23 protein-coding genes are annotated in these 21,960 nt (G+C 64.4%); 18 read left to right on the forward strand and 5 right to left on the reverse strand.

Annotated features, from left to right (window positions below; genetic code table 11):
• Nucleotides 1-261: 261 nt before the first annotated feature.
• Together hflX and J2S96_RS11605 are read left to right on the forward strand one after the other, a co-directional pair.
• Complete coding sequence (gene hflX / locus J2S96_RS11600; protein WP_306863288.1) at nt 262-1,824, forward strand: GTPase HflX; 1,563 nt, start codon at nt 262-264, stop codon at nt 1,822-1,824.
• Nucleotides 1,817-3,880, forward strand: coding sequence for an ATP-dependent DNA helicase (locus J2S96_RS11605; RefSeq protein WP_306863291.1), 2,064 nt, complete (start codon nt 1,817-1,819; stop codon nt 3,878-3,880). Before hflX ends, J2S96_RS11605 begins: the two co-directional genes overlap by 8 nt.
• A gap of 27 nt (nt 3,881-3,907) precedes the next feature.
• Here the strand turns inward: J2S96_RS11605 and lexA are convergent, their stop codons facing one another.
• Entirely contained in the window at nt 3,908-4,657 is a 750-nt protein-coding gene (gene lexA / locus J2S96_RS11610) for a transcriptional repressor LexA (RefSeq protein WP_306863293.1), read from the reverse strand.
• Nucleotides 4,658-5,025: 368 nt separating this feature from the next.
• Here lexA and J2S96_RS11615 point away from each other — a divergent pair, with 368 nt between their 5' ends.
• The 8 genes from J2S96_RS11615 (at nt 5,026) to J2S96_RS11650 (ending at nt 11,295) form a co-directional block, all read left to right on the forward strand.
• Nucleotides 5,026-5,385 (forward strand): LysM peptidoglycan-binding domain-containing protein, encoded by a 360-nt coding sequence (locus J2S96_RS11615; RefSeq protein ID WP_306863296.1) that lies wholly within the window; start codon nt 5,026-5,028, stop codon nt 5,383-5,385.
• 90 nt (nt 5,386-5,475) lie between these two features.
• Nucleotides 5,476-6,594 carry a histidinol-phosphate transaminase gene (locus J2S96_RS11620; RefSeq protein WP_306863302.1) on the forward strand — a complete coding sequence of 373 codons (1,119 nt, stop codon included), beginning with the start codon at nt 5,476-5,478 and terminating at the stop codon, nt 6,592-6,594.
• Between the two features lie 42 nt (nt 6,595-6,636).
• Nucleotides 6,637-7,263 (forward strand): imidazoleglycerol-phosphate dehydratase HisB, encoded by a 627-nt coding sequence (hisB, locus tag J2S96_RS11625; protein ID WP_306863305.1) that lies wholly within the window; start codon nt 6,637-6,639, stop codon nt 7,261-7,263.
• Nucleotides 7,260-8,015, forward strand: coding sequence for an imidazole glycerol phosphate synthase subunit HisH (gene hisH / locus J2S96_RS11630; protein ID WP_306863308.1), 756 nt, complete (start codon nt 7,260-7,262; stop codon nt 8,013-8,015). Before hisB ends, hisH begins: the two co-directional genes overlap by 4 nt.
• Before the next feature lies 1 nt (nt 8,016).
• The gene (locus tag J2S96_RS11635) at nt 8,017-8,175 is read left to right on the forward strand and encodes a hypothetical protein (protein WP_306863311.1); all 159 of its coding nucleotides are present in this window, start codon (nt 8,017-8,019) and stop codon (nt 8,173-8,175) included.
• Nucleotides 8,176-8,254: 79 nt separating this feature from the next.
• Nucleotides 8,255-9,001: a bifunctional 1-(5-phosphoribosyl)-5-((5-phosphoribosylamino)methylideneamino)imidazole-4-carboxamide isomerase/phosphoribosylanthranilate isomerase PriA gene (priA, locus tag J2S96_RS11640; RefSeq protein ID WP_306863314.1), complete on the forward strand. Its 747-nt coding sequence runs from the start codon at nt 8,255-8,257 to the stop codon at nt 8,999-9,001.
• Complete coding sequence (locus tag J2S96_RS11645) at nt 9,001-9,903, forward strand: SseB family protein (RefSeq protein WP_306863317.1); 903 nt, start codon at nt 9,001-9,003, stop codon at nt 9,901-9,903. The genes priA and J2S96_RS11645 overlap by 1 nt, the downstream gene beginning before the upstream one ends.
• A 57-nt stretch (nt 9,904-9,960) precedes the next feature.
• Complete coding sequence (locus J2S96_RS11650; RefSeq protein WP_306863319.1) at nt 9,961-11,295, forward strand: MFS transporter; 1,335 nt, start codon at nt 9,961-9,963, stop codon at nt 11,293-11,295.
• 86 nt (nt 11,296-11,381) lie between these two features.
• Here the strand turns inward: J2S96_RS11650 and J2S96_RS11655 are convergent, their stop codons facing one another.
• Nucleotides 11,382-11,768 (reverse strand): DUF1844 domain-containing protein, encoded by a 387-nt coding sequence (locus J2S96_RS11655; RefSeq protein WP_078105657.1) that lies wholly within the window; start codon nt 11,766-11,768, stop codon nt 11,382-11,384.
• A 378-nt stretch (nt 11,769-12,146) separates the two neighbouring features.
• On the opposite strand from J2S96_RS11655, the gene infC reads away from it, so the two are divergent.
• The 5 genes from infC (at nt 12,147) to J2S96_RS11680 (ending at nt 16,091) form a co-directional block, all read left to right on the forward strand.
• Nucleotides 12,147-13,166, forward strand: a complete 1,020-nt coding sequence (infC, locus tag J2S96_RS11660) for a translation initiation factor IF-3 (protein WP_370873089.1) — start codon at nt 12,147-12,149, stop codon at nt 13,164-13,166.
• A 117-nt stretch (nt 13,167-13,283) separates the two neighbouring features.
• Nucleotides 13,284-13,478 (forward strand): 50S ribosomal protein L35, encoded by a 195-nt coding sequence (rpmI, locus tag J2S96_RS11665; RefSeq protein WP_028266640.1) that lies wholly within the window; start codon nt 13,284-13,286, stop codon nt 13,476-13,478.
• Nucleotides 13,479-13,595: 117 nt separating this feature from the next.
• Entirely contained in the window at nt 13,596-14,126 is a 531-nt protein-coding gene (gene rplT, locus J2S96_RS11670) for a 50S ribosomal protein L20 (RefSeq protein ID WP_306863323.1), read from the forward strand.
• Between the two features lie 51 nt (nt 14,127-14,177).
• Nucleotides 14,178-15,074: a TrmH family RNA methyltransferase gene (locus J2S96_RS11675; protein WP_306863325.1), complete on the forward strand. Its 897-nt coding sequence runs from the start codon at nt 14,178-14,180 to the stop codon at nt 15,072-15,074.
• 99 nt (nt 15,075-15,173) lie between these two features.
• Nucleotides 15,174-16,091 (forward strand): cation diffusion facilitator family transporter, encoded by a 918-nt coding sequence (locus tag J2S96_RS11680; protein WP_306863327.1) that lies wholly within the window; start codon nt 15,174-15,176, stop codon nt 16,089-16,091.
• A 61-nt stretch (nt 16,092-16,152) separates the two neighbouring features.
• Here the strand turns inward: J2S96_RS11680 and J2S96_RS11685 are convergent, their stop codons facing one another.
• Complete coding sequence (locus tag J2S96_RS11685; RefSeq protein WP_306863328.1) at nt 16,153-17,361, reverse strand: MFS transporter; 1,209 nt, start codon at nt 17,359-17,361, stop codon at nt 16,153-16,155.
• A gap of 171 nt (nt 17,362-17,532) precedes the next feature.
• Here J2S96_RS11685 and J2S96_RS11690 point away from each other — a divergent pair, with 171 nt between their 5' ends.
• A complete protein-coding gene (locus J2S96_RS11690; RefSeq protein ID WP_306863331.1) occupies nt 17,533-18,009 on the forward strand; it encodes a (deoxy)nucleoside triphosphate pyrophosphohydrolase in 477 nt (158 codons plus the stop codon).
• Here J2S96_RS11690 and J2S96_RS11695 read toward each other — a convergent pair.
• Complete coding sequence (locus tag J2S96_RS11695) at nt 18,006-19,100, reverse strand: Rv2578c family radical SAM protein (protein ID WP_306863334.1); 1,095 nt, start codon at nt 19,098-19,100, stop codon at nt 18,006-18,008. The two genes, J2S96_RS11690 and J2S96_RS11695, sit on opposite strands and share 4 nt — an antisense overlap.
• 157 nt (nt 19,101-19,257) lie before the next feature.
• Between J2S96_RS11695 and pcp the strand changes: the two genes are divergently transcribed.
• Entirely contained in the window at nt 19,258-19,905 is a 648-nt protein-coding gene (pcp, locus tag J2S96_RS11700; RefSeq protein WP_306863337.1) for a pyroglutamyl-peptidase I, read from the forward strand.
• A 151-nt stretch (nt 19,906-20,056) separates the two neighbouring features.
• On the opposite strand, the gene J2S96_RS11705 is transcribed toward pcp, so the two are convergent.
• Nucleotides 20,057-20,713: an SIMPL domain-containing protein gene (locus J2S96_RS11705; protein ID WP_306863340.1), complete on the reverse strand. Its 657-nt coding sequence runs from the start codon at nt 20,711-20,713 to the stop codon at nt 20,057-20,059.
• A gap of 185 nt (nt 20,714-20,898) precedes the next feature.
• Between J2S96_RS11705 and pheS the strand changes: the two genes are divergently transcribed.
• On the forward strand, nt 20,899-21,960 hold the full coding sequence (pheS, locus tag J2S96_RS11710) for a phenylalanine--tRNA ligase subunit alpha (protein ID WP_078105647.1): 1,062 nt from the start codon (nt 20,899-20,901) through the stop codon (nt 21,958-21,960).

A 21,960-nucleotide genomic window follows, 5' to 3' on the forward strand; every position in this document is an offset into this window, starting at 1 on the left:
CGCCCGCGACGCAGGCCTGCATCGTTCGCAGCGCCTTTCCGCCTTGGCATGTCCGTTCCAGTCGTTGCTTCCCGACGCCTGGACACTCCGCAGATCGTCCCCCTCCCGTCCTCGGATCAGTGCACGCAATCCGCGCAGCGGTTCCGTAGGGAGGTCCCAGACCGTCGGGAGAGCCTTGCCAGGCGTCAGCCCAGCGCGAATTTCGCGCCACAAGAGACGAATCGGCACTATTCTGGAAGTGCCGAACCCCTAAAGGAGACCATGACCACGCAGAAGAACACCGGACCCGATTCCGACGCCCAGGACATGAGTCCTGAAGAAATCCAGGCTGTCATCGACCGGATTCTCTCCAAGGACGCACCTGCCACAGTCCAGGACCGCGACGAACCCCGGGGCGTGTTGGGCAAGGCCCAGGCAATTTCCCGCCTGGACGACGAACACAGCATCTACGACGGTGATCAAGAGGATCTGGCCGAACGCCGGGCCCTGCGCCGCACAGTCGGCCTGTCCACCGAACTTGAAGATGTCACCGAGGTCGAATACCGGCAGCTGCGCCTTGAGCGCGTCGTGCTGGCCGGCCTCTGGACCGAAGGAACGTTGGCCGACGCCGAGAATTCCCTGCGGGAACTTGCCGCCCTGGCCGAAACGGCCGGCTCGGAAGTCCTGGACGGGATCGTCCAGCGCCGCATGAAACCGGACCCCGGCACGTTCCTTGGCTCAGGCAAGGCCATGGAGCTCAAGGACATCGTGATGTCCACGGGCGCGGACACCGTGGTGGTCGACGCCGAACTGGCACCGTCCCAACGCCGTGGACTGGAGGACATCGTCAAGGTAAAAGTGGTGGACCGAACCACGTTGATCCTTGACATCTTCGCCCAGCATGCCAAGAGCCGCGAAGGCAAGGCCCAGGTGGAGCTTGCGCAGTTGGAATACCTGTTGCCGCGCCTGCGTGGTTGGGGCGATTCCATGTCCCGCCAGGCCGGTGGCCAGGTGGGTGGCGCCGGCGCCGGCATGGGTTCACGCGGTCCTGGTGAAACCAAGATTGAACTGGACCGCCGTCGAATCCGCACGCGCATGGCAAAGCTGCGGCGCGAAATCGCCGCGATGAAGCCATCACGCGAGACGAAGCGGGCAAACCGCCGTCGTAATGCTGTTCCTTCGGTCGCCATCGCCGGTTACACGAACGCCGGAAAGTCGTCACTGCTCAACCGCCTGACGGATGCCGGTGTCCTCGTGGAGAACGCGTTGTTCGCCACCCTGGACCCCACGGTCCGCAAGGCCCAGACCCCTGACGGAATCGGCTACACGCTCTCGGACACGGTCGGGTTCGTCCGTTCGCTGCCCACCCAGCTCGTGGAGGCATTCCGCTCCACCTTGGAAGAGGTGGCCGACGCCGATCTGATCCTGCATGTGGTGGACGTTTCGCACCCGGATCCGGAAGGCCAGATCGCGGCCGTCCGCCAGGTTTTCAGCGAAGTGGATGCCCGGAAGATCCCGGAAATCATCGTGCTGAACAAGGCCGATGCCGCGGATCCGTTCGTCATTGAGCGGCTCAAGCAAAAAGAGCCGCGCCACGTGGTGGTGTCCACCCGCACGGGGCAAGGCATCGCCGAACTCCTTGGAGCCATCAGCGAGGCCATTCCGCGCCCCGGCGTGCGCGTTGAGGTCCTTATTCCCTACAACCGCGGCGAACTTATCAACAAACTGCACAACACCGAGGCCGAAATCCTCAGCCTTGAGCATGAGGAAGAAGGCACGCGCGTGGTGGCCATGGTCCACGAGAACCTGGCAGCCGAGTTGGAGTCGTTCGTCAGCAATGGTTGATCCAGAGGCGGGGGAGCGCGGCGAAAGCGCGGGGGAACGGACCGCCCTGAAACTTCTGGATACCGCCGTTGCGGGCATGGGCGGCCAGAACCGTGTCGGCCAGCATGAGATGGCCAGGCAAGTGGCCCGGGCGATCGAGACCGGTGAACACTTGCTGGTGCAGGCCGGTACAGGCACGGGCAAGTCCCTTGCGTACTTGATTCCGCTTATTGCGCACGCGATGGAGAGCAATAAGCCCACGCTCGTGTCCACGGCCACGCTCGCCCTGCAGACCCAGATCGTGGGCCGGGATTTGCCGAGGCTGCTGGAGGCGATCAATCCGGAGTTGGAACGCCCCGTCAGCATCGCGCTGGTCAAGGGCAGGGCCAACTATGTGTGCCTGCACAAGCTGGAGGGCGGTTTCCCCAGCGAGGAACCCGCTGAGGGTCAGTTGTTCTCCCTCGGCGAGGACACCAGCGTTCCACATCTCGCCGCAGCGATCGGCGGGCCGGCATCGCAGCTTGGCAAGGAAGTCCTGCGGCTTCGTGAGTGGGCCGGGAAGACCACCACGGGGGACCGGGACGAACTCATGCCGGGCGTAACCGACCGGGCCTGGCGCCAGGTATCGGTGACGTCGATGGAATGCCTCGGGGCGCAGAAGTGTCCTATGGCGGAGGAATGCTTCAGTGAGCTGGCCCGCCACCGCGCCGCTGAGTCCGACGTCGTGGTCACCAATCACGCGATGCTCGCAGTCAGCGCCTTCGAAGGCCTGGCCGTGCTGCCGGAGTACGACGTGGTGGTGGTGGACGAGGCACACGAGCTCCAGGACCGTGTTACCGGAGCCGTGTCCGGGCAGCTGTCCGTGGCAATGATCCACGCCGCTGCCTCCAGCGCGCGGAAGCACACGGCCATCACGGTGGACGCCTTGAACGCCGCGGCGGACCGTTTGGAACTCGCGATCATCGGTGCGCCGTCCGGCCTCCTGCCTAACGGGCTCAACGATGAACAACTCGATTGCGTGGACCAGCTCCGGGAAGCCTGCCGTGCGGCGCTTTCCGATTCGAAAGGGGATTCGTCCAACGCGGTCGACGGCGGACGCCAGTTGGCGCGCTCGCGGCTGATGTTGATCCTCGAGCTGTGCGAACGGCTGCTCGCAGCCCGTGAAAACCGGGAAGTCGTGTGGCTTTCGAGGAACAGTACCTTTGATCCGCAACAGGGCTACACGGCGCCGGACGAGGATTCACCCGCGCTCATCAACATCGCGCCGCTCAGTGTTGCCGGACGCCTGCGCGAAGGGCTCTTCGCGGGCCACACCGTGGTTTTGACCTCTGCCACCTTGGCCATCGGCTCCGCATTCGAGGCCACGGCCGGCGGACTAGGGCTGACTGGTCAGGGCGCCCCCAGCTGGACCGGCGTGGATGTGGGCTCTCCCTTCGACTATCCGAAGCAGGGCATGCTGTACGTCGCCAGGCACCTGCCCAAGCCGGGGCGTGGCACCTCGCCCGAAGCGCTTGATGAACTTGAGGAGCTCATCAAGGCCTCCCACGGCGGGGCCTTGTGCCTGTTTTCTTCCCGACGTGCCGCGGAGGACGCCGCGGACGCGATGCGGTCTCGCTTGGACGTGGACATCCTGTGCCAAGGCGAATCGACCATGGCCGCGTTGGTCAGGCAGTTTGCCGAGGAGCAGGACACTTGCCTGTTCGGCACCATGTCCCTCTGGCAGGGCGTTGACGTTCCAGGCGGTTCATGCCGGCTGGTGGTGATTGACCGCATCCCGTTCCCCCGTCCGGATGATCCCTTGATGACGGCACGGTCCCGCGCGGTCGCGCAGGCCGGAGGAAACGGATTCATGGCGGTTTCGGCGACACATGCTGCCATCCGGCTGGCCCAGGGAGCCGGCCGGCTTATCCGGTCAACGGGAGACAAGGGCGTTGTGGCGGTACTGGATTCAAGGCTTTCGACGGAACGCTACGGCAACTTCCTCCGGGCAGCCCTGCCGCCGTTCTGGCCCACCACGGACCGTTCCGTGGTGCACGGTGCGCTCGAACGCCTTTACGCCGAGTCAGTCAAGGCTTGAAGGCGGGCGCGCTCGAGTGAGCGCGTCCTAGAGTGAGCGCAATACCGAGACGACCTTGCCCATGATGGTGGCATGGTCGCCGAGGATGGGCTCGTACTGCGTGTTTTGGGGGAGCAGCCATGTGTGGCCGTCGCGCTGCCGGAACGTCTTGACGGTCGCTTCGTCATCCAGGAGGGCTGCCACGATGTCGCCGTTGAGTGCGTCGTTTTGACGACGTACAACCACCCAGTCTCCATCGCAGATAGCGGCGTCGATCATGGAATCCCCGGCGACCTTCAGCATGAAGAGCTCGCCATGGCCCACCAATTGGCGGGGCAGCGGCAGGACATCTTCAACGGTCTGGTCTGCGAGGATGGGTCCACCGGCGGCAATGCGGCCCACGAGGGGAACCATGGCCGTGTCGCTGGCACTCGCGAGCTCCGTGACAGCCAGGCCGCCCGCGCTGCGCAGCTTCGCCGGTGATTCCACACCCGGTATGACCGAGCCACCGTCCAAAGTCAATGGCATGAGGACTTCCATCGCGCGCGGGCGCTTGGGATCGCGGCGCAGATAGCCGAGCTTCTCAAGCTGTGAGAGCTGGTGGGTGACACTGGACAAGCTGGCCAGGCCCACGGTGTCCCCGATTTCACGCATTGAGGGCGGATAGCCGTGGTCGTTCACCGAACGCTGGATGGTTTCCAGGATTTTCTTTTGGCGGACGGTCAGGCTCTTGGGGGCCTTCTGCGGCTGCGGGCTCCGCGCTGGGGTCGACCCGCTGCCAGTGGCTTTCGCTGCCATGTTCGCCAACGCCCTTCCGTTGCGCCCGTGCGGCGCCGGGGGCGCTTGCCGGGACTGTCGGCCTGAAATGTCAGACCCTCCTGTTGCACTGATTCAGTGCTGGTTCCTTCAGTCAAACGTAGGGCAGGCGCAGGCGTTTTTCAAACATTTGTTCTAGCGAGTCTCGACATCGTTCGTTGATAAGTGCTAAAAATGTCATAGCAAGGTTCGAATATGTGTTCTATAAAAGTGATCCAGGCTCCGGGTCGTTGCTTGATTCGTTCGAACGGATCAACGAATGGCCGTCCTGCAAGCACTGACTGTAGGCAAGAATTGGCAGCCGCACCCAGGGATTCCGGAGCGTGGCATCGTTCAGAAGGGCTCAGCTCATGTCCGCAATAACCATCACCCACACGTCCGGCCACGGTGCGGCACCGGGAGGGCTTCGCCTGACCCGCCGGGGCCGGATGGTCTTCTTCGGCCTCCCGGCAATGCTCCTGGTCGCGGCCCTGCTCAGTTTGGCAGGATTCCTGAATTCGCCGGCCAAGGCCGCTGATTCCACCGCTGAGCTGCAGCCGACCACCAGCACGAGCGTCACGGTTCAGAGCGGCCAGTCCTTGTGGGGGATTGCGGGAATGGTTGTACCTTCACGGGATCCGCGCGACGTCGTTGCCGAGATCATCCAGCTGAACAACCTCCAGGACGGCCGCATCGTGCCGGGCCAGCAATTGTTCGTTCCTGCCGCTTAAGGGCAATCTTGACCGCACTGACGGGGCTCCGAACGGCCGTAGGACCGTCACAGTTTAGGGGCATCCGCTGCGGCACCTTAAACTGTCATGGTGAGTGACCAGCTTGAGCGACTTGACCGACTTCCCCTCCGGACCAACCTCCGCGGCCTGAGCCCGTACGGCGCGCCGCAGCTTGATGTTCCGATTCTGCTCAACGTCAACGAAAACACACATGGCGTGCCGGCGGATGTACAGGCCGCGATCACCGAAGCGGTGGCGGCCGCAGCCACTGGACTGAACCGCTACCCGGACCGCGAGTTCACCGAACTGCGCGAGGCCCTTGCGGAATACCTCGGCCACGGCCTTGCCGCGGAGAACATCTGGGCAGCCAACGGCTCCAATGAAGTGCTGCAGCAGATCCTCCAGGTTTTTGGTGGCCCCGGCCGCACCGCGCTCGGTTTCCCGCCCACGTACTCGATGTACCCTCTCCTGGCCAGCGGAACCGACACTGAATACGTCGTCGGAGTTCGCGCTGAAGACTATGGACTCGATGCAGCCTCCGCAGCCGCCCAGGTTCGCGAACTCAAGCCGAACGTCGTGTTCCTCTGCTCCCCGAACAACCCCACCGGCACGGGACTTGGCCTTGACGTTGTCGAGGCAGTTTACGAGGCCGGCGAGCCGAGCCAGACCGTAGTGATCGTGGACGAGGCTTATCACGAGTTCGCCCACGACAACACCCCAAGTGCGTTGACGCTCCTCCCAGGCCGGGAGCGCCTTATCGTCTCGCGGACCATGAGCAAGGCCTTCGCCCTGGCCGGTGCACGCATCGGCTACATGGCAGCTGCCCCCGAGGTCGCCGATGCGATCCGCTTGGTCCGCCTTCCGTACCACCTCTCGGCCATCACCCAGGCCACCGCGCTGGCTGCGCTCCGGCACCGCGAAGCCCTGATGGCCGACGTGGAAGACATCAAGATTCAACGCGATCGCATTGTCAGCGAATTGACCCGCATGGGCTTTAGGCCGGCCGCCTCCGATTCCAACTATGTGTTTTTCGGCGGAATCGAAAACCCCCATGCCTTGTGGCAGGGTCTCCTCGAGCGCGGGGTCCTGATCCGCGACGTCGGCATACCGGGCCATCTTCGAGTGACGGCCGGTACGGAACCGGAGACCACAGCCTTCCTTGAGGCGCTTGAAGCCTTGCTGGACGGACAGGTCTCCGCACCGGCCTAGACTTGGATAAGTCCCACCACTCCTTCCTCCTAAGGATCATCAATGAGCGAAAACGGCGCCAGCACGGCGGCCGCCCGGACAGCACGCATGGAACGCACCACCAGCGAGTCTTCCGTCCTGGTTGAAATCAACCTCGACGGCACGGGAATCTCGGATATCAGCACCTCGGTGCCGTTCTATGACCACATGCTGACGGCGCTCTGCAAGCATTCGCTCATCGACATGACAGTCAAGGCGAGCGGAGACACGCACATCGACGCCCACCACACCGTGGAGGACGTTGCCATCACCTTCGGTGAAGTCCTGCGGACTGCCTTGGGTAACAAGGCGGGCATCCGTCGCTTCGGCGAGGCCACGGTGCCGCTGGATGAAGCGTTGGCCCACGCCGTCGTCGACGTCTCCGGCCGCCCTTACCTTGTTCACGGCGGTGAGCCCGCAGGCCAGGAATACCACCTGATCGGCGGACACTTCACCGGGTCGCTGACCCGCCACGTCTTTGAGGCCATCACCTTGCACGCCGGTATCTGCCTTCACATGAATGTCCTCGCCGGCCGCGATCCGCACCACATCGTGGAGGCCCAGTTCAAGGCCTTCGCCCGTGCGCTCCGCTCCGCCGTTGAGTCCGACCCCCGCGTGGAAGGCATTCCGTCCACGAAGGGTGCCTTGTGAGTACGCACATCCTGAAGGATGGCGCTGTCGTCGATCCGAAGGCTGCCGGCCGCGTTGTCTCTCCCGATGGAAAACCGACCGTAACGGTCCTTGACTACGGCTCGGGCAATGTCCGCTCGGCGGTCCGGGCGCTTGAGCGGGCCGGAGCGGCAGTCACGTTGAGCGCCCAACCCGAAGATGTCCTGAACGCTGATGGGCTCTTGGTCCCCGGCGTCGGCGCCTTCGAAACGGTGATGCGCGAACTCAAAGCAGTCGACGCCATCCGGATGATCGGCCGTCGCGTGGCCGGAGGCCGGCCCGTCCTGGGTATCTGCGTCGGACTCCAAGTGTTGTTCGAGGCCGGAGTGGAACACGGAACCGAGGCCGAAGGCATGGGCGAGTGGCCTGGCAAGGTGGAACTCCTCCCTGCGCCCGTTGTCCCGCACATGGGCTGGAACACCGTGGACGTGCCCGAAGGCTCGAAGCTGTTCGCCGGCGTCGAGCACGAACGCTTCTATTTCGTGCACTCGTACGGCGTGCAGAAGTGGGAATTCGACGTCGCCCAGCCCCGTATGGCCCCGCCGAAGGTGACCTGGTCCGAGCACGGCGCGCCGTTCATCGCAGCAGTGGAAAACGGTCCGTTGTGCGCCACGCAATTCCACCCCGAGAAGTCGGGCGACGCGGGGGCCCGGCTCCTGCGCAACTGGGTTGACGGCCTGCGTCCGCAGGCCCAGCCCCAATTGCCGGCAACCGAAGCCGGAGGCGCTGCCTGATATGTGGTCCGTGATCCTCATGGGCGCGGCCGGGCTGCTCGTCGGTGGCGGAATCTCCTTCCACCAGCAGAAACGCCCCGCCTGGGTCTCCATTTCGTTCTACGTGCTTGCCGCCTTGGCGCTGCTGGCGGCCTACCTCTTCACGCTGCCCGCCAAATGACGCTGCCCGCCAAATGATCAAGCCCGCCAAATAACTTTCCGGGCAACTGACGCCCGTCCGCACAACCCCAAGGACTCCAATGACCACCGCCTCCGAATTGCCCGTTCTGGAACTGCTGCCCGCCGTCGACATCGTGGACGGCCAGGCCGTCCGCCTCCTGCAGGGAGAAGCGGGCTCCGAGACCAGCTATGGCACGCCGCTGGAGGCAGCCCTGAATTGGCAGAACGCCGGAGCCGAGTGGGTACACATGGTGGATCTGGACGCCGCTTTCGGCCGTGGCAGTAACGCCGGCCTTATCAGCGAGGTCGTCTCGCAGCTGGACGTCAAAGTGGAGCTGTCCGGCGGACTGCGCGACGACGAATCCCTCGAGCGCGCGCTCGAGCTGGGCGTCGCCCGGGTGAACCTCGGAACCGCCGCGCTGGAGAACCCGGAATGGACCCGCCGGGCCATTGAGCGCTTTGGTGACAAGATCGCCGTCGGGCTGGACGTCCGCGGAACGACGCTCGCGGGCCGCGGCTGGACCAAGGAAGGCGGGGACCTCTGGGAAGTTCTGGCCCGCCTTGAAGACGCCGGCTGCGCCCGTTACGTGGTCACCGACGTCACGAAGGATGGAACCCTGCAGGGTCCCAACGTTGAGCTCTTGCGCGAGATGGTCGAAAGGACCGGCAAACCCGTGGTCGCTTCGGGTGGCATCTCCAGCCTCGAAGACCTGCGCGTCCTGCGGGAGCTCGTGCCCCTCGGGGTCGAGGGAGCGATCGTCGGCAAGGCCCTGTACGCCGGTGCCTTCACGCTTCCGGAAGCCCTGGACGTCGCCGGACGCCGCTGATGTCGCAGGATCCACAGGTCCCGGCCGCTGATAAGGCTTCAACTCCGGCGACCCGGCAGTTGCCCGGGCACATCGCCGCGGCACTGGCGGGTGCCGGGGGAGCGGGCGATTCTGCCGGCCAGCCCTGGGCGGGGCGCGACCTGGGCGCAGATGCCCCCAAGATCCATAATTTCGAGGACGACGACGGAACGGCCGACGCCGGGTACCTCGCCGCCGTCGCGGCCCTGCTCGCAGGTAGCGGCAACGAGGCGGGCGTGGTGGCTTCGCTGGCAACGGCCCGGGTCTTTGTCCCGGTGGTGGCCCAGCTCGCTGAGGAAGCAGAGGGCGTGGATGGTCTCCATGCCGACAAGCAGGCCGATATGGCGCTCGTGACGCTGAAAGCACCCGATGGCCGCACGGCCATGCCCGTGTTCACCTCGGCTGCCGCCCTCGAAGCCTGGCATCCGCAGGCGCGCCCGGTCGCGGTATATGCGGCACGGGCGGCGCTGTCTGCCGTGTCGGAAGGAGCCCAGCTCCTCGTGGTGGACCCCGGTTCGGATGTCACCTTCGTGGTGCGCCGGCCCGCCATGTGGTCCTTGGCGCAACAGCGGGACTGGACGCCGTCGTACCTTGATGGTGAACTGGAGGCTGCTCTCAATTCCGTGGCAGGGACGTACCCGGCGGTGCGACGCCTGGAGATGCGGCCAGGATCCGGGATGGCCTCACGCACGGCTGACGGATCGGCGATGGCCGGCGGGGGACCCGGGCCCGAATTGCGCGTGGTGCTGTACCTCGAAGATGGCCTGGACGCCGCCGCGGTGCAGGATCTCGTCTCCGGGCTGAACGGACGTTGGGCGCAGAACGAATTGTTCGCCGAGCGGGTTGACTCGATCGAGGTCAGCCTGCAGCGGGCGGCACAGTAGCCGAAGGCATGGGGGAACCTCCTTGTCCTGCCCTCGGCAGAACAGGGGATGTAGCTCGTGAATTTCTCTCTCTACCGGGAGATGTTGTCCATCACGTCCGTGCGGCGGCTCTTGCTGGTGGGCATGGTGGCCCGCATACCGCACTCTGCAGCGGGAGTACTGCTCACCTTGCATATCGTGCTGACCCTGGGCAAGGGATACGCCGCCGCCGGCGCGGCCGCCGCGGTATTCACCATCGGCATCGCGATAGGCGCTCCGTGGCGAGGGCGGCGCGTGGACACTGTCGGCCTGCGCAAGGCCCTCATTCCTTCGGTGGTGTCCGAACTGGTGATTTGGTCCGTGGTGCCTCATGTCAGCTACGAATGGATCATTCCACTCGTGTTCGTCGGGGGCCTGTTGACGCTACCGATCTTCAGCGTCATCCGGCAGTCCCTCGGCGTCCTGGTCGATGGCGAACAACGGCGTTCGGCCTATGCCCTGGACTCGATTGGCACCGAAGTGGTCTTCATGATCGGGCCCGCAGTCGGCGCGGTCGTCGCGACCAGTGGCTTCACGGTGCTGGGCCTGACCATCGTGGGAGTGTGCACCTCGGCCGCCGGGCTTATCCTGCTATGGTTCAACCCGCCCACCCGTAGCGAGGGCGCCCTGGATGCCGGCCAGACGGCTGACCGGGATGCCGATGAGCTACATGCTGCCGAAGCCGCGGTGGTGGCCTCGGCGCCGGCCCATCTCCAGGAAGCCGCTTCAGAGATGGCTCCGACGGTTTCGCAGGCTTCCGGGATCCGCGGAAAAATGGCCAGGAACTTCACGTGGTTCACTGCGGCGGTAGCCGCCGTGTTCGCCGTCGCCGCAGGATCCGGCATGGTCCTGAGCGGCACCGACGTCGGAATCGTCGCGGTGTTGCAGCGAGGCGGCCACGAGAGCGAGATCGGAATCGTTTTCTTCTTCTGGTGCGCCTCTTCGGTGGTCGGCGGACTCATCTACGGCGCCATGCACCGCCCCGTCTCACCCATCCTGCTCCTGCTGGGCATGGCGGCCCTGACCATCCCGATGGGCTTCGCCGGGGATACCTGGACCCTTGCTTTGTTGTCCCTGCTTCCCGGGCTGCTCTGCGCCCCGGTGTTGTCCGCGGCTTCGGAAAAAGTCGCCGACATCGTAGATGAGGAACGGCGGGGCGAGGCAATGGGCTGGTACGGCTCGGCCCTCACGGCAGGGGTCGCCTTCGGTTCGCCGGTTGCGGGACTCTTTATCGACGGTGTGGGGCCGTGGGCCGGCTTCGTCGCCATCGGCGCGGCGGGCGTGGTGCTGTGCCTGGCGGGGCTGTTCCTCCAGTTGCGTCGGCGCCGGATCATGACCATCACGCAGGCCGGAGCGGGGGATGCCGTCAACTGAGTCGGGCGTAAACCGCCAGGATACGACGACGGCGGGCCGGCCAAAGAGGCCAGCCCGCCGTCGCGGGTCCAACAGGTGGCTCCGGGTCAGTTGACCGGGCCGGTGAACTTTTCGCCCGGGCCCTTGCCCGGCTCGTCCGGGATCAGGGATGCCTCGCGGAATGCAAGCTGAAGGGAACGGAGGCCGTCGCGCAAGGGGCCGGCGTGCTGCGAACCGATTTCCGGTGCTGCCGCGGTGACCAGGCCGGCCAGGGCGGTGATCAGTTTGCGGGCTTCGTCGAGGTCCTTGAGCTCTTCCGCCTCGGGGTCGTCGGCCAAGCCGACCTTGACGGCCGCTGCGCTCATGAGGTGAACGGCGCCTGTGGTGATGACCTCAACAGCCGGTACTTCCGAAATGTCGCGGATCTGCTGGCCTACTCCGGCGTCGGTACCGGTGGGCTCGTGGTCGAGGGAATTGCTGTCTGAAGTGCTCATGCTGGTAAGCTTGTCACAGACCGACTGAAAGTTGCCATTTTCCGTGGCACGCGCAGCACTCGGACACCCATCGTTAATGTGCGGTTGGTGCCCGATTTCTGTAGAATTGATTTTCAGTTTGCAAGCGGAGTTCTCTCCCACCCGCGTCAGCCGTTTCCCTTCGGGGATGTAAGTTGCCGGGTACCTGGTCGGACGCCGTTCAAGGTCAGCCTTGGATGGTGCGAAGGCTCCCATTGAGGGGCCTTATCCGATCGTCGAGGCCTTCGATTGCGCCAGCAATTGGGGGCCTTCTCTATTTGCCGGTGGAATACTCATCACAACAACAGGAGCTTTGACATTAGCGAGCCAAGAATCAATGAGCGTATCCGCGTCCCCGAGGTGCGTTTGGTCGGCCCTGCCGGCGAACAGGTTGGAATCGTCCGTATAGAGGACGCCCTGCGTCTGGCCGCCGAGGCTGACCTGGATCTCGTTGAAGTTGCACCGCAGGCGAAGCCTCCGGTGTGCAAGCTGATGGACTTCGGCAAGTACAAGTACGAAGCCGCTGTCAAAGCCCGTGAGGCCCGCAAGAACCAAACCAACACGGTTCTGAAGGAAATCCGCTTCCGCCTGAAGATCGATACCCACGACTACGAGACCAAGCGCGGCCACGCGCTTCGCTTCCTGGGTGCCGGTGACAAGGTAAAGGCCATGATCCAGTTCCGCGGACGTGAGCAGCAGCGCCCTGAAATGGGCATCCGCCTGTTGCAGCGATTCGCCGAGGACGTTGCCGAGGTTGGCGTGATTGAGTCCAGCCCGCGCATCGACGGCCGCAACATGGTCATGGTGATCGGCCCGCTGAAGAACAAGGCTGAGGCCAAGGCCGAGGCCCGCCGCGCGGCGCAGCGTGCTGAAGCCAAAGCCCAGAATGAAGCCAAGGCGGCAGGCCGGATTGACACGTCAGGCGAGGATGCTCCCTTGACCCAGTCACTCGCGGACTTGCTCCCGGCGGAACTCTTGACTCAGTCCGGGGAAACCCAGGCTGCGGGAACCGCGCCGGATGCCGTTGAGGCGGAGGCTGCTGAGGAAACGGTTGTCGAAGAGGCTCCGGTTGCTGAGGAATCGCTTGTCGAAGAGGCTCCTGTGGTTGAAGAGACTGCAGCAGCCGAAAAGGCTCCTGTGGTTGAAGCTCCGGTTACCGCACCGACGCAGGCAAAGGCACCAGCACCGGCCAAGACCGCTCAGCCGGCACCGGCAAAGGCTCCCGAGCAGGCAGCTCCGAAGCCTGCGGTTCCGGCCGCCCCCAAGCCTGCTGCTACACCAGTACCGAAACCGATGGCGAAGCCCGCGGCTCCGAAGCCTGCAGCTCGACCGGCAGCCCCCAAGGCCGCTCCGAAGCCAGCGGCGCGCAAGACCAACTAGTCACGCCGCAGGAGGCACTCCCTCCGCCCGGCACGAAAGCAGCAGCCGCCCCCTAAGGGGTGGTTGCACGAAAGAACTGCAGACCCAGTCTGCGGATACGTAAGGAGATCGGTTCCCATGCCGAAGATGAAGACCCACAGTGGTGCTAAGAAGCGCTTCAAGCTGACCGGTACCGGCAAGCTGAAGCGTCAGCAGGCCAACCGTCGCCACTACCTGGAGCACAAGTCCTCCACCCTGACCCGTCGCCTTGCCGGCGACAGGATCGTCTTCAAGGGCGATGCCAAGGTCATCAAGAAGATGCTCGGCGTCTAAGTTCCAAGTTTTCTGGTTGCTGCCATCCGGTAGCCGCCGACTACACCAAAGCCTTCTCAGGCGGGCCGGATTCCCGGCAGTAGCAGCTTGGGATAAGAATTTTGAAGGAGTACGCACGTGGCACGTGTGAAGCGGGCGGTAAATGCCCACAAGAAGCGTCGGGTTGTCCTTGAACGGGCCAAGGGTTACCGCGGTCAGCGGTCTCGCCTGTACCGCAAGGCAAAAGAGCAGCTGCTGCACTCGTTTGTGTACAGCTACGGCGACCGCCGCAAGAAGAAGGGCGACTTCCGTCGCCTCTGGATCCAGCGCATCAACGCTGCATCCCGCGCCAACGGCCTGACCTACAACCGCCTGATCCAGGGCCTGAAGGCCGCTGAGGTCGAGGTTGACCGCCGCATGCTGGCAGAGCTGGCCGTTTCCGACGCCAACGCTTTCGCCGCGCTGGTCAAGGTCGCCAAGGATTCCCTTCCTGCAGACACCTCCGCCCCGGCTGCCAAGGCCGAGGCTGCTCCGAAGGCTGCCGCCAAGGCTGCTCCGGCAGCGAAGACTGCTTCCGGTGTGAAGGCCTCCGTTTCCGAGGAAGCGCCCGCTGCCAAGGCACCCAAGGCCAAGGCTGCGAAGAAGCCGGCCGCTGAAGCTGCTGAGTAGCACGTAGCCTCAGTTCATGGGACGGTGGCAACTGCCACTAAAGTTCTGTATATGAACGAAACCGGGCGCCCGCAAGAACTTCCGATGTCCAACCCCCGAGCCGATCGGGTCAGGGATGTCGCGAAGCTTGCAGGGCGCCCGGCCCGTTTAAAGCGTGGCCGCTTCCTCGCGGAAGGCCCCCAGGCTGTTCGCGAGGCGCTGGTCCTGCACCGGGAGCGGACCGCCGCGGGGGAGTCCGGCGTCGTGCACGAAGTCTTCGCGAGCGAAAGCTGCCTGGACCGGCTCCCTGAACTGGCCGATCTCGCCGACGGCGTTGCCTTGCGGCTCGCGAATGACGATGTCCTCTCCGCCATGGCTGACACCGTCAATCCCCAGGGCATTGTGGCCGTCTGCAGTTTTGTGGACGTGAGCCTTGAATCAGTGCTCGACGCCGGGCCGCGGCTGATCGCCGTCATGTGCCAGGTACGGGACCCCGGCAACGCTGGAACAGTGCTTCGTGCAGCTGATGCGGCCGGAGCGGACGCGGTGGTGTTGACGGCCTCCAGCGTCGATATTTACAACCCGAAGGCGGTGCGGTCCACGGCAGGTTCGCTCTTCCACCTGCCCGTTGTCCTGGGCGCGGACGTTGAAGAGCTCGTGGCCCTCTGCAAGGAGCGCGGCATCGGGATCCTCGCCGCGGACGGTTACGGCACCCTCAATTTGGACAAACTCCAGGACGAGAACGCGGCACGCCGCCTGGGTGGATCGGCAGCGCCTTCCGCCTACGCCCTCGAAGCGCCGACGGTTTGGCTGTTCGGTAACGAGGCGCAAGGACTTTCCGACTTCGAGCTGGCCCTTGCGGACCATCGTGTCGCAGTGCCCGTTTACGGCTCGGCGGAAAGCTTGAACCTTGGGACAGCCGCCACAGTCTGCCTTTACGCCAGCGCACGCTCCCAGCGCGCTTCCTGACAATTCCGCTATAGGTACGGTATTGCTTGCAGGGACGCGACCCCGCGGTCCGTCCCTGCCAACTCACTCACATCCCCCAAAAGAAGAAGTGGAGCTTTCGTGGCTGCAAATGGCGGTACCAAGGCGATCGTGGCGGCACTGGCTGCCAACTTGTCGATTGCAGCACTCAAGTTCATTGCCTTCGTGCTGACGACGTCGTCGTCCATGTTGGCCGAGGCGATCCACTCCGTAGCCGACTCCGGCAACCAATTGCTCCTGCTGGTTGGCGGGAAGCGGGCGCAGCGCACAGCAAGCCCCGAGCACCCGTTTGGCTATGGACGTGAGCGATACATCTACGCTTTCATCGTCTCGATCGTGCTGTTCAGCGTCGGCGGCCTTTTCGCGCTGTACGAATCCTGGCAGAAGTTCCAGCACCCCCACGCGATTGAAGGCGCCTTCTGGTGGGTACCGCTGGCCGTGTTGCTCGGCGCCATTGTGGCGGAATCGTTTTCGTTCCGGACCGCGATCCACGAGTCCAATCCGCTGCGCGGAAACCAGGGCTGGATCAGGTTCATCCGCAACGCCAAGCAACCGGAGTTGCCTGTGATCCTTCTCGAGGACTTCGGAGCCCTCCTGGGCCTGGCCTTTGCGCTCTTCGGCGTGAGCCTGACCCTCATCACGGGCAACGGTTTGTGGGACGCCGCAGGCACGGGAATGATCGGATTGCTTCTTGTGGGAATCGCCGTGGTGCTCGCGGTGGAAACCAAGTCCCTGCTACTCGGCGAATCAGCCACCAAAGAGGACAATGCGCGCATCACGGAAGCCATTGAGTCCGATGGCACGCGCATTATCCACCTCAAGACCATGCACTTGGGCCCGGAAGAACTGCTGGTGGCTGCGAAGATCAGTGTGGGCGCGGCAGATACCGGTCGGGCGATTGCCAAAGCGATCGACGACGCCGAACTCCGGATTCGCACTGCAGTGCCGATTGCCCGGGTCATCTACCTTGAACCGGACGTGGAACGGGTCCAGGTCTAAGTCCAGGTCCAAGAGGTGCCGAAGCGTGACCGCTGCACGCTCTTAGGTATGCGGTCAGTACTTATGCAGCCAGGGGCCTCTTGCGTTCCAACCAGCCGCTGATTCCCGCGACGCCGAGCCCCATGACTGCCAGGACAGCGCCAACGAGGGCAGGGGCCACGTAGCCCCAGCCCCATGCGATCACCACTCCGCCGAGGAACGCGCCAAGGGCGTTGGCGATGTTGAGGGCGGAGTGGTTGAGCGAGGAAGCCAAGGAGGGGGCGTCCGGCGAAGCGTCGAGGAGGCGCGTCTGCAACGGCGGGACAAGCATGGAGCCGATGCCGCCCACAATGAAGACCATGATGAATGCCGACCACGCCCAGTGGGCCGCGACGGCGTAGGCCACCAGCGCCAAGGCAATGAGGGGCAGGACCCGGTAGATGGTTCCCATGACCGATTTGTCGGCGATGCGGCCGCCGAGGATGTTGCCTGCCACCATCCCAAGTCCGTACAGAGCGACTACCAGGGGTATCAGCGCCTGTGGGATGCCCGCCACCGATGTCATGGTGTGGGAGATGTATGTGTAGGTGGCGAAGAAGCCGCCGAAACCGATGATTCCTATCAGCAATGCCAGCCACACCTGAATGCGCTTGAGGGCACCAAGTTCCCGGCGGATGCTCGCCTCCGGGTGGGCAGGCTCAAACGGCACAAACTTAAACAGCAACACGCAAGTGGCCAAGCCGATGGCGCCTACCACCACGAAGAGCAGGCGCCACCCGAAAGTCTGGCCGAGCCAAGTGGCCGCAGGAACGCCTATGACGTTGGCGATCGTGAGGCCGCCCATGACCATCGAAATCGCCCAGCCACGCTTGGTGGGAGCAACCAGGCTCGCTGCGATAACCGCGGCGATCCCGAAGAAGGCGCCGTGGGGCAGCCCCGAGGCAAACCTGGTGATCAACATGGTTCCGTAGTCCGGCGCAATGAAGGAGCTCAGGTTCGCGATGGACAGGAACAGCATGAGTCCCAAGGCAAGTTGCTTGCGGGGGAGCCGGGCGCCCAGGGCCGCGAAGACGGGCGCGCCCACCACGACTCCCAAAGCGTAGGCGGAAATCAGGTTCCCGGCCTCGGGAGTGCTGATATTGAGACCCTGCTCGATCTCCTTGAGCAAGCCCATCATGGTGAACTCTGTGGTCCCGATGGCAAACCCGCCCATGGCAAGGGCAAAGATCGCCAGCGTCACGTGACGGTTTCCGGTCCGTTGGGAGGTCTTGCTAGCAGCGGTAGTGGTCATCGTCCTGTTTCTTGGGGGAGAAGGGGGAGCCCGCTCGAAGGAAATAAAGCTGACTTTTAAGCGTAATGCGAGAGCCCGGTGAAAGCTTAATGCGGGAGTCCGGTGAATGTTCCTGAATGTGACGGCTTCCATCGGCAGGGCTCCTCGCTTGACGGCCAATAGACTGTTGCGGTGACTGGACTGATAAGCGTGGCGGGCGCCGCCGTCGTCGATTCCCTTGAAAATCCACAGCAACTGCTCGTCGCGAGGCGCAGCGCCCCACCGCAATTCGCTGGAATGTGGGAGTTTCCCGGCGGCAAGCTGGAGGCCGGGGAATCCTTCGAAGGCGCGCTGCACCGCGAACTGCTCGAGGAACTCGGGATCACCGTCCGTCTCGGGGCCGAAGTTGAACCGGCCGAACCCGACGGGTGGCCCCTGAACGAGCGGGCCGTCATGAGGGTTTGGTTCGCAGAAGTGCTCGACGGCGAACCGCGTCCGCTCCAGGACCACGATGAACTCCGGTGGGTTCCGCTTGGCAACGGCGACGGCCATGGCCATGGCAACGACGCCGGCAATGGCAATGACGCCTTCGCGTTGCCCTGGATTCCTGCTGACTTGCCGATTGTCCGGGCACTGGTGGAAAGGGTGACCACCGGCCTGCTTGGCTAGAAAAGAGTGGACTGGCCAGCTGGCGGAAGGGACGCCGCTGGAAGGGAAGACGGCGCTTCCTTGCGCGCGGCGGCTCTCCTGTGGCTGAAGCCGCTGCTTCCGGAAAAGCCGTGACGGGCTTTGAAATAGTTGATGCGGCCACTCAACCAGGTCCTGTATTCCTTCGAGGCGTAGGAGCCCTGTCCGTAGAGACGCCGGTACTTGCCGACGAGGCCGGGATGATGAGCCGCAAGCCACTGCATGAACCACTCCCTGGTGCCCGGCTTCAGGTACAACGCCCCGGCCGTCACGCCAGTGGCGCCGGCCCCGGACAGGGCCGTGAAGAGCGACTCAAGGGCCTCATCACTGTCCGTCAGCCACGGCAGGATGGGCATGGCCATCACGCCGCACGGCAGCCCGGCCTCGCGCAAACGGTGGATGAGCTTGAGCCGTGCGCGCGGCGCGGGCGTGCCCGGTTCCACGGCCGAGGCCAGGGCTTCGTCGGTCATGGCCAGCGATATGCCCAGATCCACCGGCACTTGGCTGGCGGCGTGCTTGAGGAGGGGGATGTCGCGGCCCAGGAGGGTTCCTTTGGTGAGGATGGAGAACGGAGTGCCGGAATCGGCCAAGGCCCGGATGATGCCCGGCATCAGCTGGTAACGGCCCTCTGCCCGCTGGTACGGATCCGTATTGGTGCCGAGGGCCACATGATGGTGGCCCCACGACGGTTTGGACAGTTCCTTGCGCAGGACCTCTGCCACGTTGATCTTCACTATCACTTGGGAATCGAAATCGCGTCCGGCGTCGAACTCCAGATAGGTGTGGCTCTTGCGGGCGAAGCAGTAGACGCACGCATGGCTGCATCCGCGGTAGGGGTTGACCGTCCATTCGAAAGGCATTTGGGAACCGGACGCCACCTTGTTGAGCACCGATTTGGCGGTGACCTCATGGAAGGTGACTCCGGAGAATTCGGGGGTCGAGACGGAACGCACAAGCCCGGCCAGCGGCAGCAGTGCTTCCGTTGCTGGGGCGGCTACGGGCAGAACGCTGTTGCTGTTGTCTCCAGGTGCCGGACCACGTCGTGGTGAAAGTGCTTGTGCGTCCCATCTCATGGCCTCCATTCGAATATATGTTCGAACACTTGTCAAGGCCCAAGGAAGAAGGCCCATGGAAGAAGGCCCGTGAAAGTAGGCCTGTGTGGCCTGGAGGCCTGCGGGAGATCCGATGGGGGAACCTGGAAGCCGGGTCAGCCCTTGCTAGGGTGGGTGCATGATTCTGCTGACAGGATTCGAGCCCTTTGGTGGCGATTCGAGTAACTCCTCGTGGGGTGCCGTCCTCGAAGCGCAGGAAATCTTGCGAGGCGAAGGGCATACGGTGGAGGTGCTCGAGCTACCGTGCGTTTTCGGTGAATCCGCCGCTGTCCTGCGCGAGGCCATGGGAAAGCTGCAACCCGAGTTGACCATTTGCGTCGGACTCGCCGGCGGCCGGGACAGGCTCTCCTTGGAGCGCGTGGCCATTAACTGCGATGACGCCAGGATTCCGGATAACGCCGGTAACAGGCCCATCGACGAGCCGGTGGTCCCGGAGGGGCCGGCGGCCTACTTCAGCACGCTACCGGTGAAGTCCGCGCTCCGGGCGCTGCAGATCGCCGGAATCCGCGCCGAAGTCTCGCAGACTGCCGGGACGTACGTGTGCAACCACGTGTTCTATGCCCTCATGCACGAGCTCGGCGGAGCCGATACGCCACGGGCGCGGGGCGGTTTCATCCACGTTCCCCACGACGAAACACGCCTGCCGCAGGGGAGTACCGTACCCGGCATGGCGACGCGGGACATGGGCCGGGGGATCGCCGTCGTCGTGCGCACGGCGCTTGGGACCACAGTGGACGCGAAGCTCTCCGCGGGCGCCGTTCACTAGGCGGTGCGGTAAATGAAGGGTCCATCCTGACCTTCTTTGGATCGGAGAAAGCCTCTCAAGCGGCGTGTCGCCGGCGTGTCGCGCAGAATCGTTCTTCAAGGAAGGTCAGGACGGGAGGCTCCCGGGATCCTGCCGCCCCCAGGGTCCCGGATCACCCCGTGTTACTCCCGGGCGAATCCAGCTCCCACTGCACCACGACGCTCGCGGAAACCGCCACCGATCCGGCCTCGATGGGCAGGTCTTCGCTCGCTGAGGCGCGCTCCATGCCGGCCATCATCGGTACCGGCGGTCCATGCTCCGGCCGCTGATCGATGGAGATGACTTTGCCCAGCCGGCCGCCGGCAAGTGCTGCGAAGCGGGACGCCTTCGCTTCGGCGTCCCGCCACGCGGCCTCCTGTGCCCGGGCGGCAACCGCGGGCGTATCAGCGAATCCTTGCTCGATCCCGTTGATGCGCAGGCTGTCACCGCCTGCGGCGACTGCCGCGGATATGGCCGCGGATGCCCGTGACGGCGGGCTGATCCGGGCAACCATGGTGGTCGATGCAACATATCCAGTGACCTTCTGCCCCTGGTTTTCGGCCCAGACGAGTTCGGCGCGCAGATTGAGGCCGCTGGTCCGTAACTCAGCACCGGCCACGCCATGCCCGCTCAAGGCTTCCGTCACCGCCGAGGCGGCTTCACCGGCGTCGCGATAGGCCGTTTCGGCGCCGTCGCGCCTGACCTCGACGGCGAACGTGAGCGTCAGCAGGTCGGGGACGGCTCCGGCAGTCCCCTCCCCGGTGACAGTGATGGTGCGGACCGGCGTCATGAGGCCATGCTAGCCCCGGGTTCCGGGGAACGGCACCCGTGCCGTGTCACGGGTTAAGGCCCCGCCGAACCCTTCTACTAGACTGGGGTTAGTGCCCGCCGGACGCGTCCAGCGAGCATCGCTCCTGCTTTTGCCATGGCCCTGCCTGGTGGAGACCATTTCCGACTCGTAGCTAAGAACAGTAGATGACTGACACTTTGCCGGGCGCTGCCATCCCGAACCCTTTGGATGAAGCCGCCATCACCGCTGCCGTTGAGGAAGCCGTCGCCGCGATTGCCGCTGCATCCTCCCTCGAAGAACTCAAAGCCGTGCGCTTGGCGCACACCGGCGAGAAGTCGCCTTTGAGCCTTGCCAACCGTGAAATCGGTGGACTGCCCAAGGAACAGAAGGCCGCCGCAGGCAAGCTCATGGGTTCCTCCCGTGGCCGCGTCAACCAGGCGCTCGCGGCACGGACCGCCGTGCTGGAGGCCGAAAACGACGCACGCATCCTGGTCGAGGAAACCGTTGACGTCACCGCGGCGCCGCGGCGACGCCGTGCCGGTGCCCGCCACCCGCTTTCCACACTGCAGGACCGCGTGGCGGACATCTTCGTCGGCATGGGCTGGGAAATCGCCGAAGGACCCGAGGTCGAGTCCGAGTGGTTCAACTTCGACGCCCTCAACTTCAAGCCGGACCACCCGGCCCGCGAAATGCAAGACACCTTCTTCGTGGAACCTCCCGAGGCGCACCTGCTCATGCGCACGCACACTTCCCCGGTGCAGGTCCGTTCCATGCTGGAACGCGAAGTGCCCATTTATGTTCTGTGCCCGGGCAAGGTCTTCCGCACCGATGAACTCGATGCCACGCACACGCCCGTGTTCCACCAGTTCGAGGGCCTGGCCATCGACAAGAAGCTGAGCATGGCCGACCTCCGCGGAACCTTGGAGCATTTTGCCCGGCAGATGTTCGGCGATGAGGCTCAGATCCGCCTCCGTCCCAACTACTTCCCGTTCACCGAGCCGTCCGCGGAACTGGACATTTGGCACCCCGGTGCCAAGGGCGGCCCTCGCTGGATCGAATGGGGCGGCTGCGGCATGGTCAATCCGAACGTGCTGCGCGCTGCGGGCATCGACCCGGACGAGTATTCAGGTTTTGCCTTCGGCATGGGCATCGAGCGCACGCTCATGTTCCGGAACGAGGTCGGCGACATGCGCGACATGATCGAAGGCGATGTACGTTTCAGCGAGCACTTCGGGATGGAGATCTAA

Source organism: Arthrobacter bambusae (genome assembly GCF_030812595.1).
Classification (GTDB): domain Bacteria; phylum Actinomycetota; class Actinomycetes; order Actinomycetales; family Micrococcaceae; genus Arthrobacter; species Arthrobacter bambusae_B.

What these genes read in the sequence shown, in the direction of transcription:
- pcp (WP_306863337.1), top strand. Translation starts at nt 19,258, where the DNA reads ATGATTCTGCTGACAGGATTCGAGCCCTTTGGTGGCGATTCGAGTAAC.
- pheS (WP_078105647.1), top strand. Translation starts at nt 20,899, where the DNA reads ATGACTGACACTTTGCCGGGCGCTGCCATCCCGAACCCTTTGGATGAA.
- hflX (WP_306863288.1), top strand. Translation starts at nt 262, where the DNA reads ATGACCACGCAGAAGAACACCGGACCCGATTCCGACGCCCAGGACATG.
- J2S96_RS11615 (WP_306863296.1), top strand. Translation starts at nt 5,026, where the DNA reads ATGTCCGCAATAACCATCACCCACACGTCCGGCCACGGTGCGGCACCG.
- hisB (WP_306863305.1), top strand. Translation starts at nt 6,637, where the DNA reads ATGAGCGAAAACGGCGCCAGCACGGCGGCCGCCCGGACAGCACGCATG.
- lexA (WP_306863293.1), bottom strand. Translation starts at nt 4,657, where the DNA reads ATGGCAGCGAAAGCCACTGGCAGCGGGTCGACCCCAGCGCGGAGCCCG.
- J2S96_RS11635 (WP_306863311.1), top strand. Translation starts at nt 8,017, where the DNA reads ATGTGGTCCGTGATCCTCATGGGCGCGGCCGGGCTGCTCGTCGGTGGC.
- J2S96_RS11705 (WP_306863340.1), bottom strand. Translation starts at nt 20,713, where the DNA reads ATGACGCCGGTCCGCACCATCACTGTCACCGGGGAGGGGACTGCCGGA.
- J2S96_RS11655 (WP_078105657.1), bottom strand. Translation starts at nt 11,768, where the DNA reads ATGAGCACTTCAGACAGCAATTCCCTCGACCACGAGCCCACCGGTACC.
- J2S96_RS11645 (WP_306863317.1), top strand. Translation starts at nt 9,001, where the DNA reads ATGTCGCAGGATCCACAGGTCCCGGCCGCTGATAAGGCTTCAACTCCG.
- J2S96_RS11695 (WP_306863334.1), bottom strand. Translation starts at nt 19,100, where the DNA reads ATGAGATGGGACGCACAAGCACTTTCACCACGACGTGGTCCGGCACCT.
- J2S96_RS11605 (WP_306863291.1), top strand. Translation starts at nt 1,817, where the DNA reads ATGGTTGATCCAGAGGCGGGGGAGCGCGGCGAAAGCGCGGGGGAACGG.
- J2S96_RS11685 (WP_306863328.1), bottom strand. Translation starts at nt 17,361, where the DNA reads ATGACCACTACCGCTGCTAGCAAGACCTCCCAACGGACCGGAAACCGT.
- J2S96_RS11675 (WP_306863325.1), top strand. Translation starts at nt 14,178, where the DNA reads ATGAACGAAACCGGGCGCCCGCAAGAACTTCCGATGTCCAACCCCCGA.
- priA (WP_306863314.1), top strand. Translation starts at nt 8,255, where the DNA reads ATGACCACCGCCTCCGAATTGCCCGTTCTGGAACTGCTGCCCGCCGTC.
- rpmI (WP_028266640.1), top strand. Translation starts at nt 13,284, where the DNA reads ATGCCGAAGATGAAGACCCACAGTGGTGCTAAGAAGCGCTTCAAGCTG.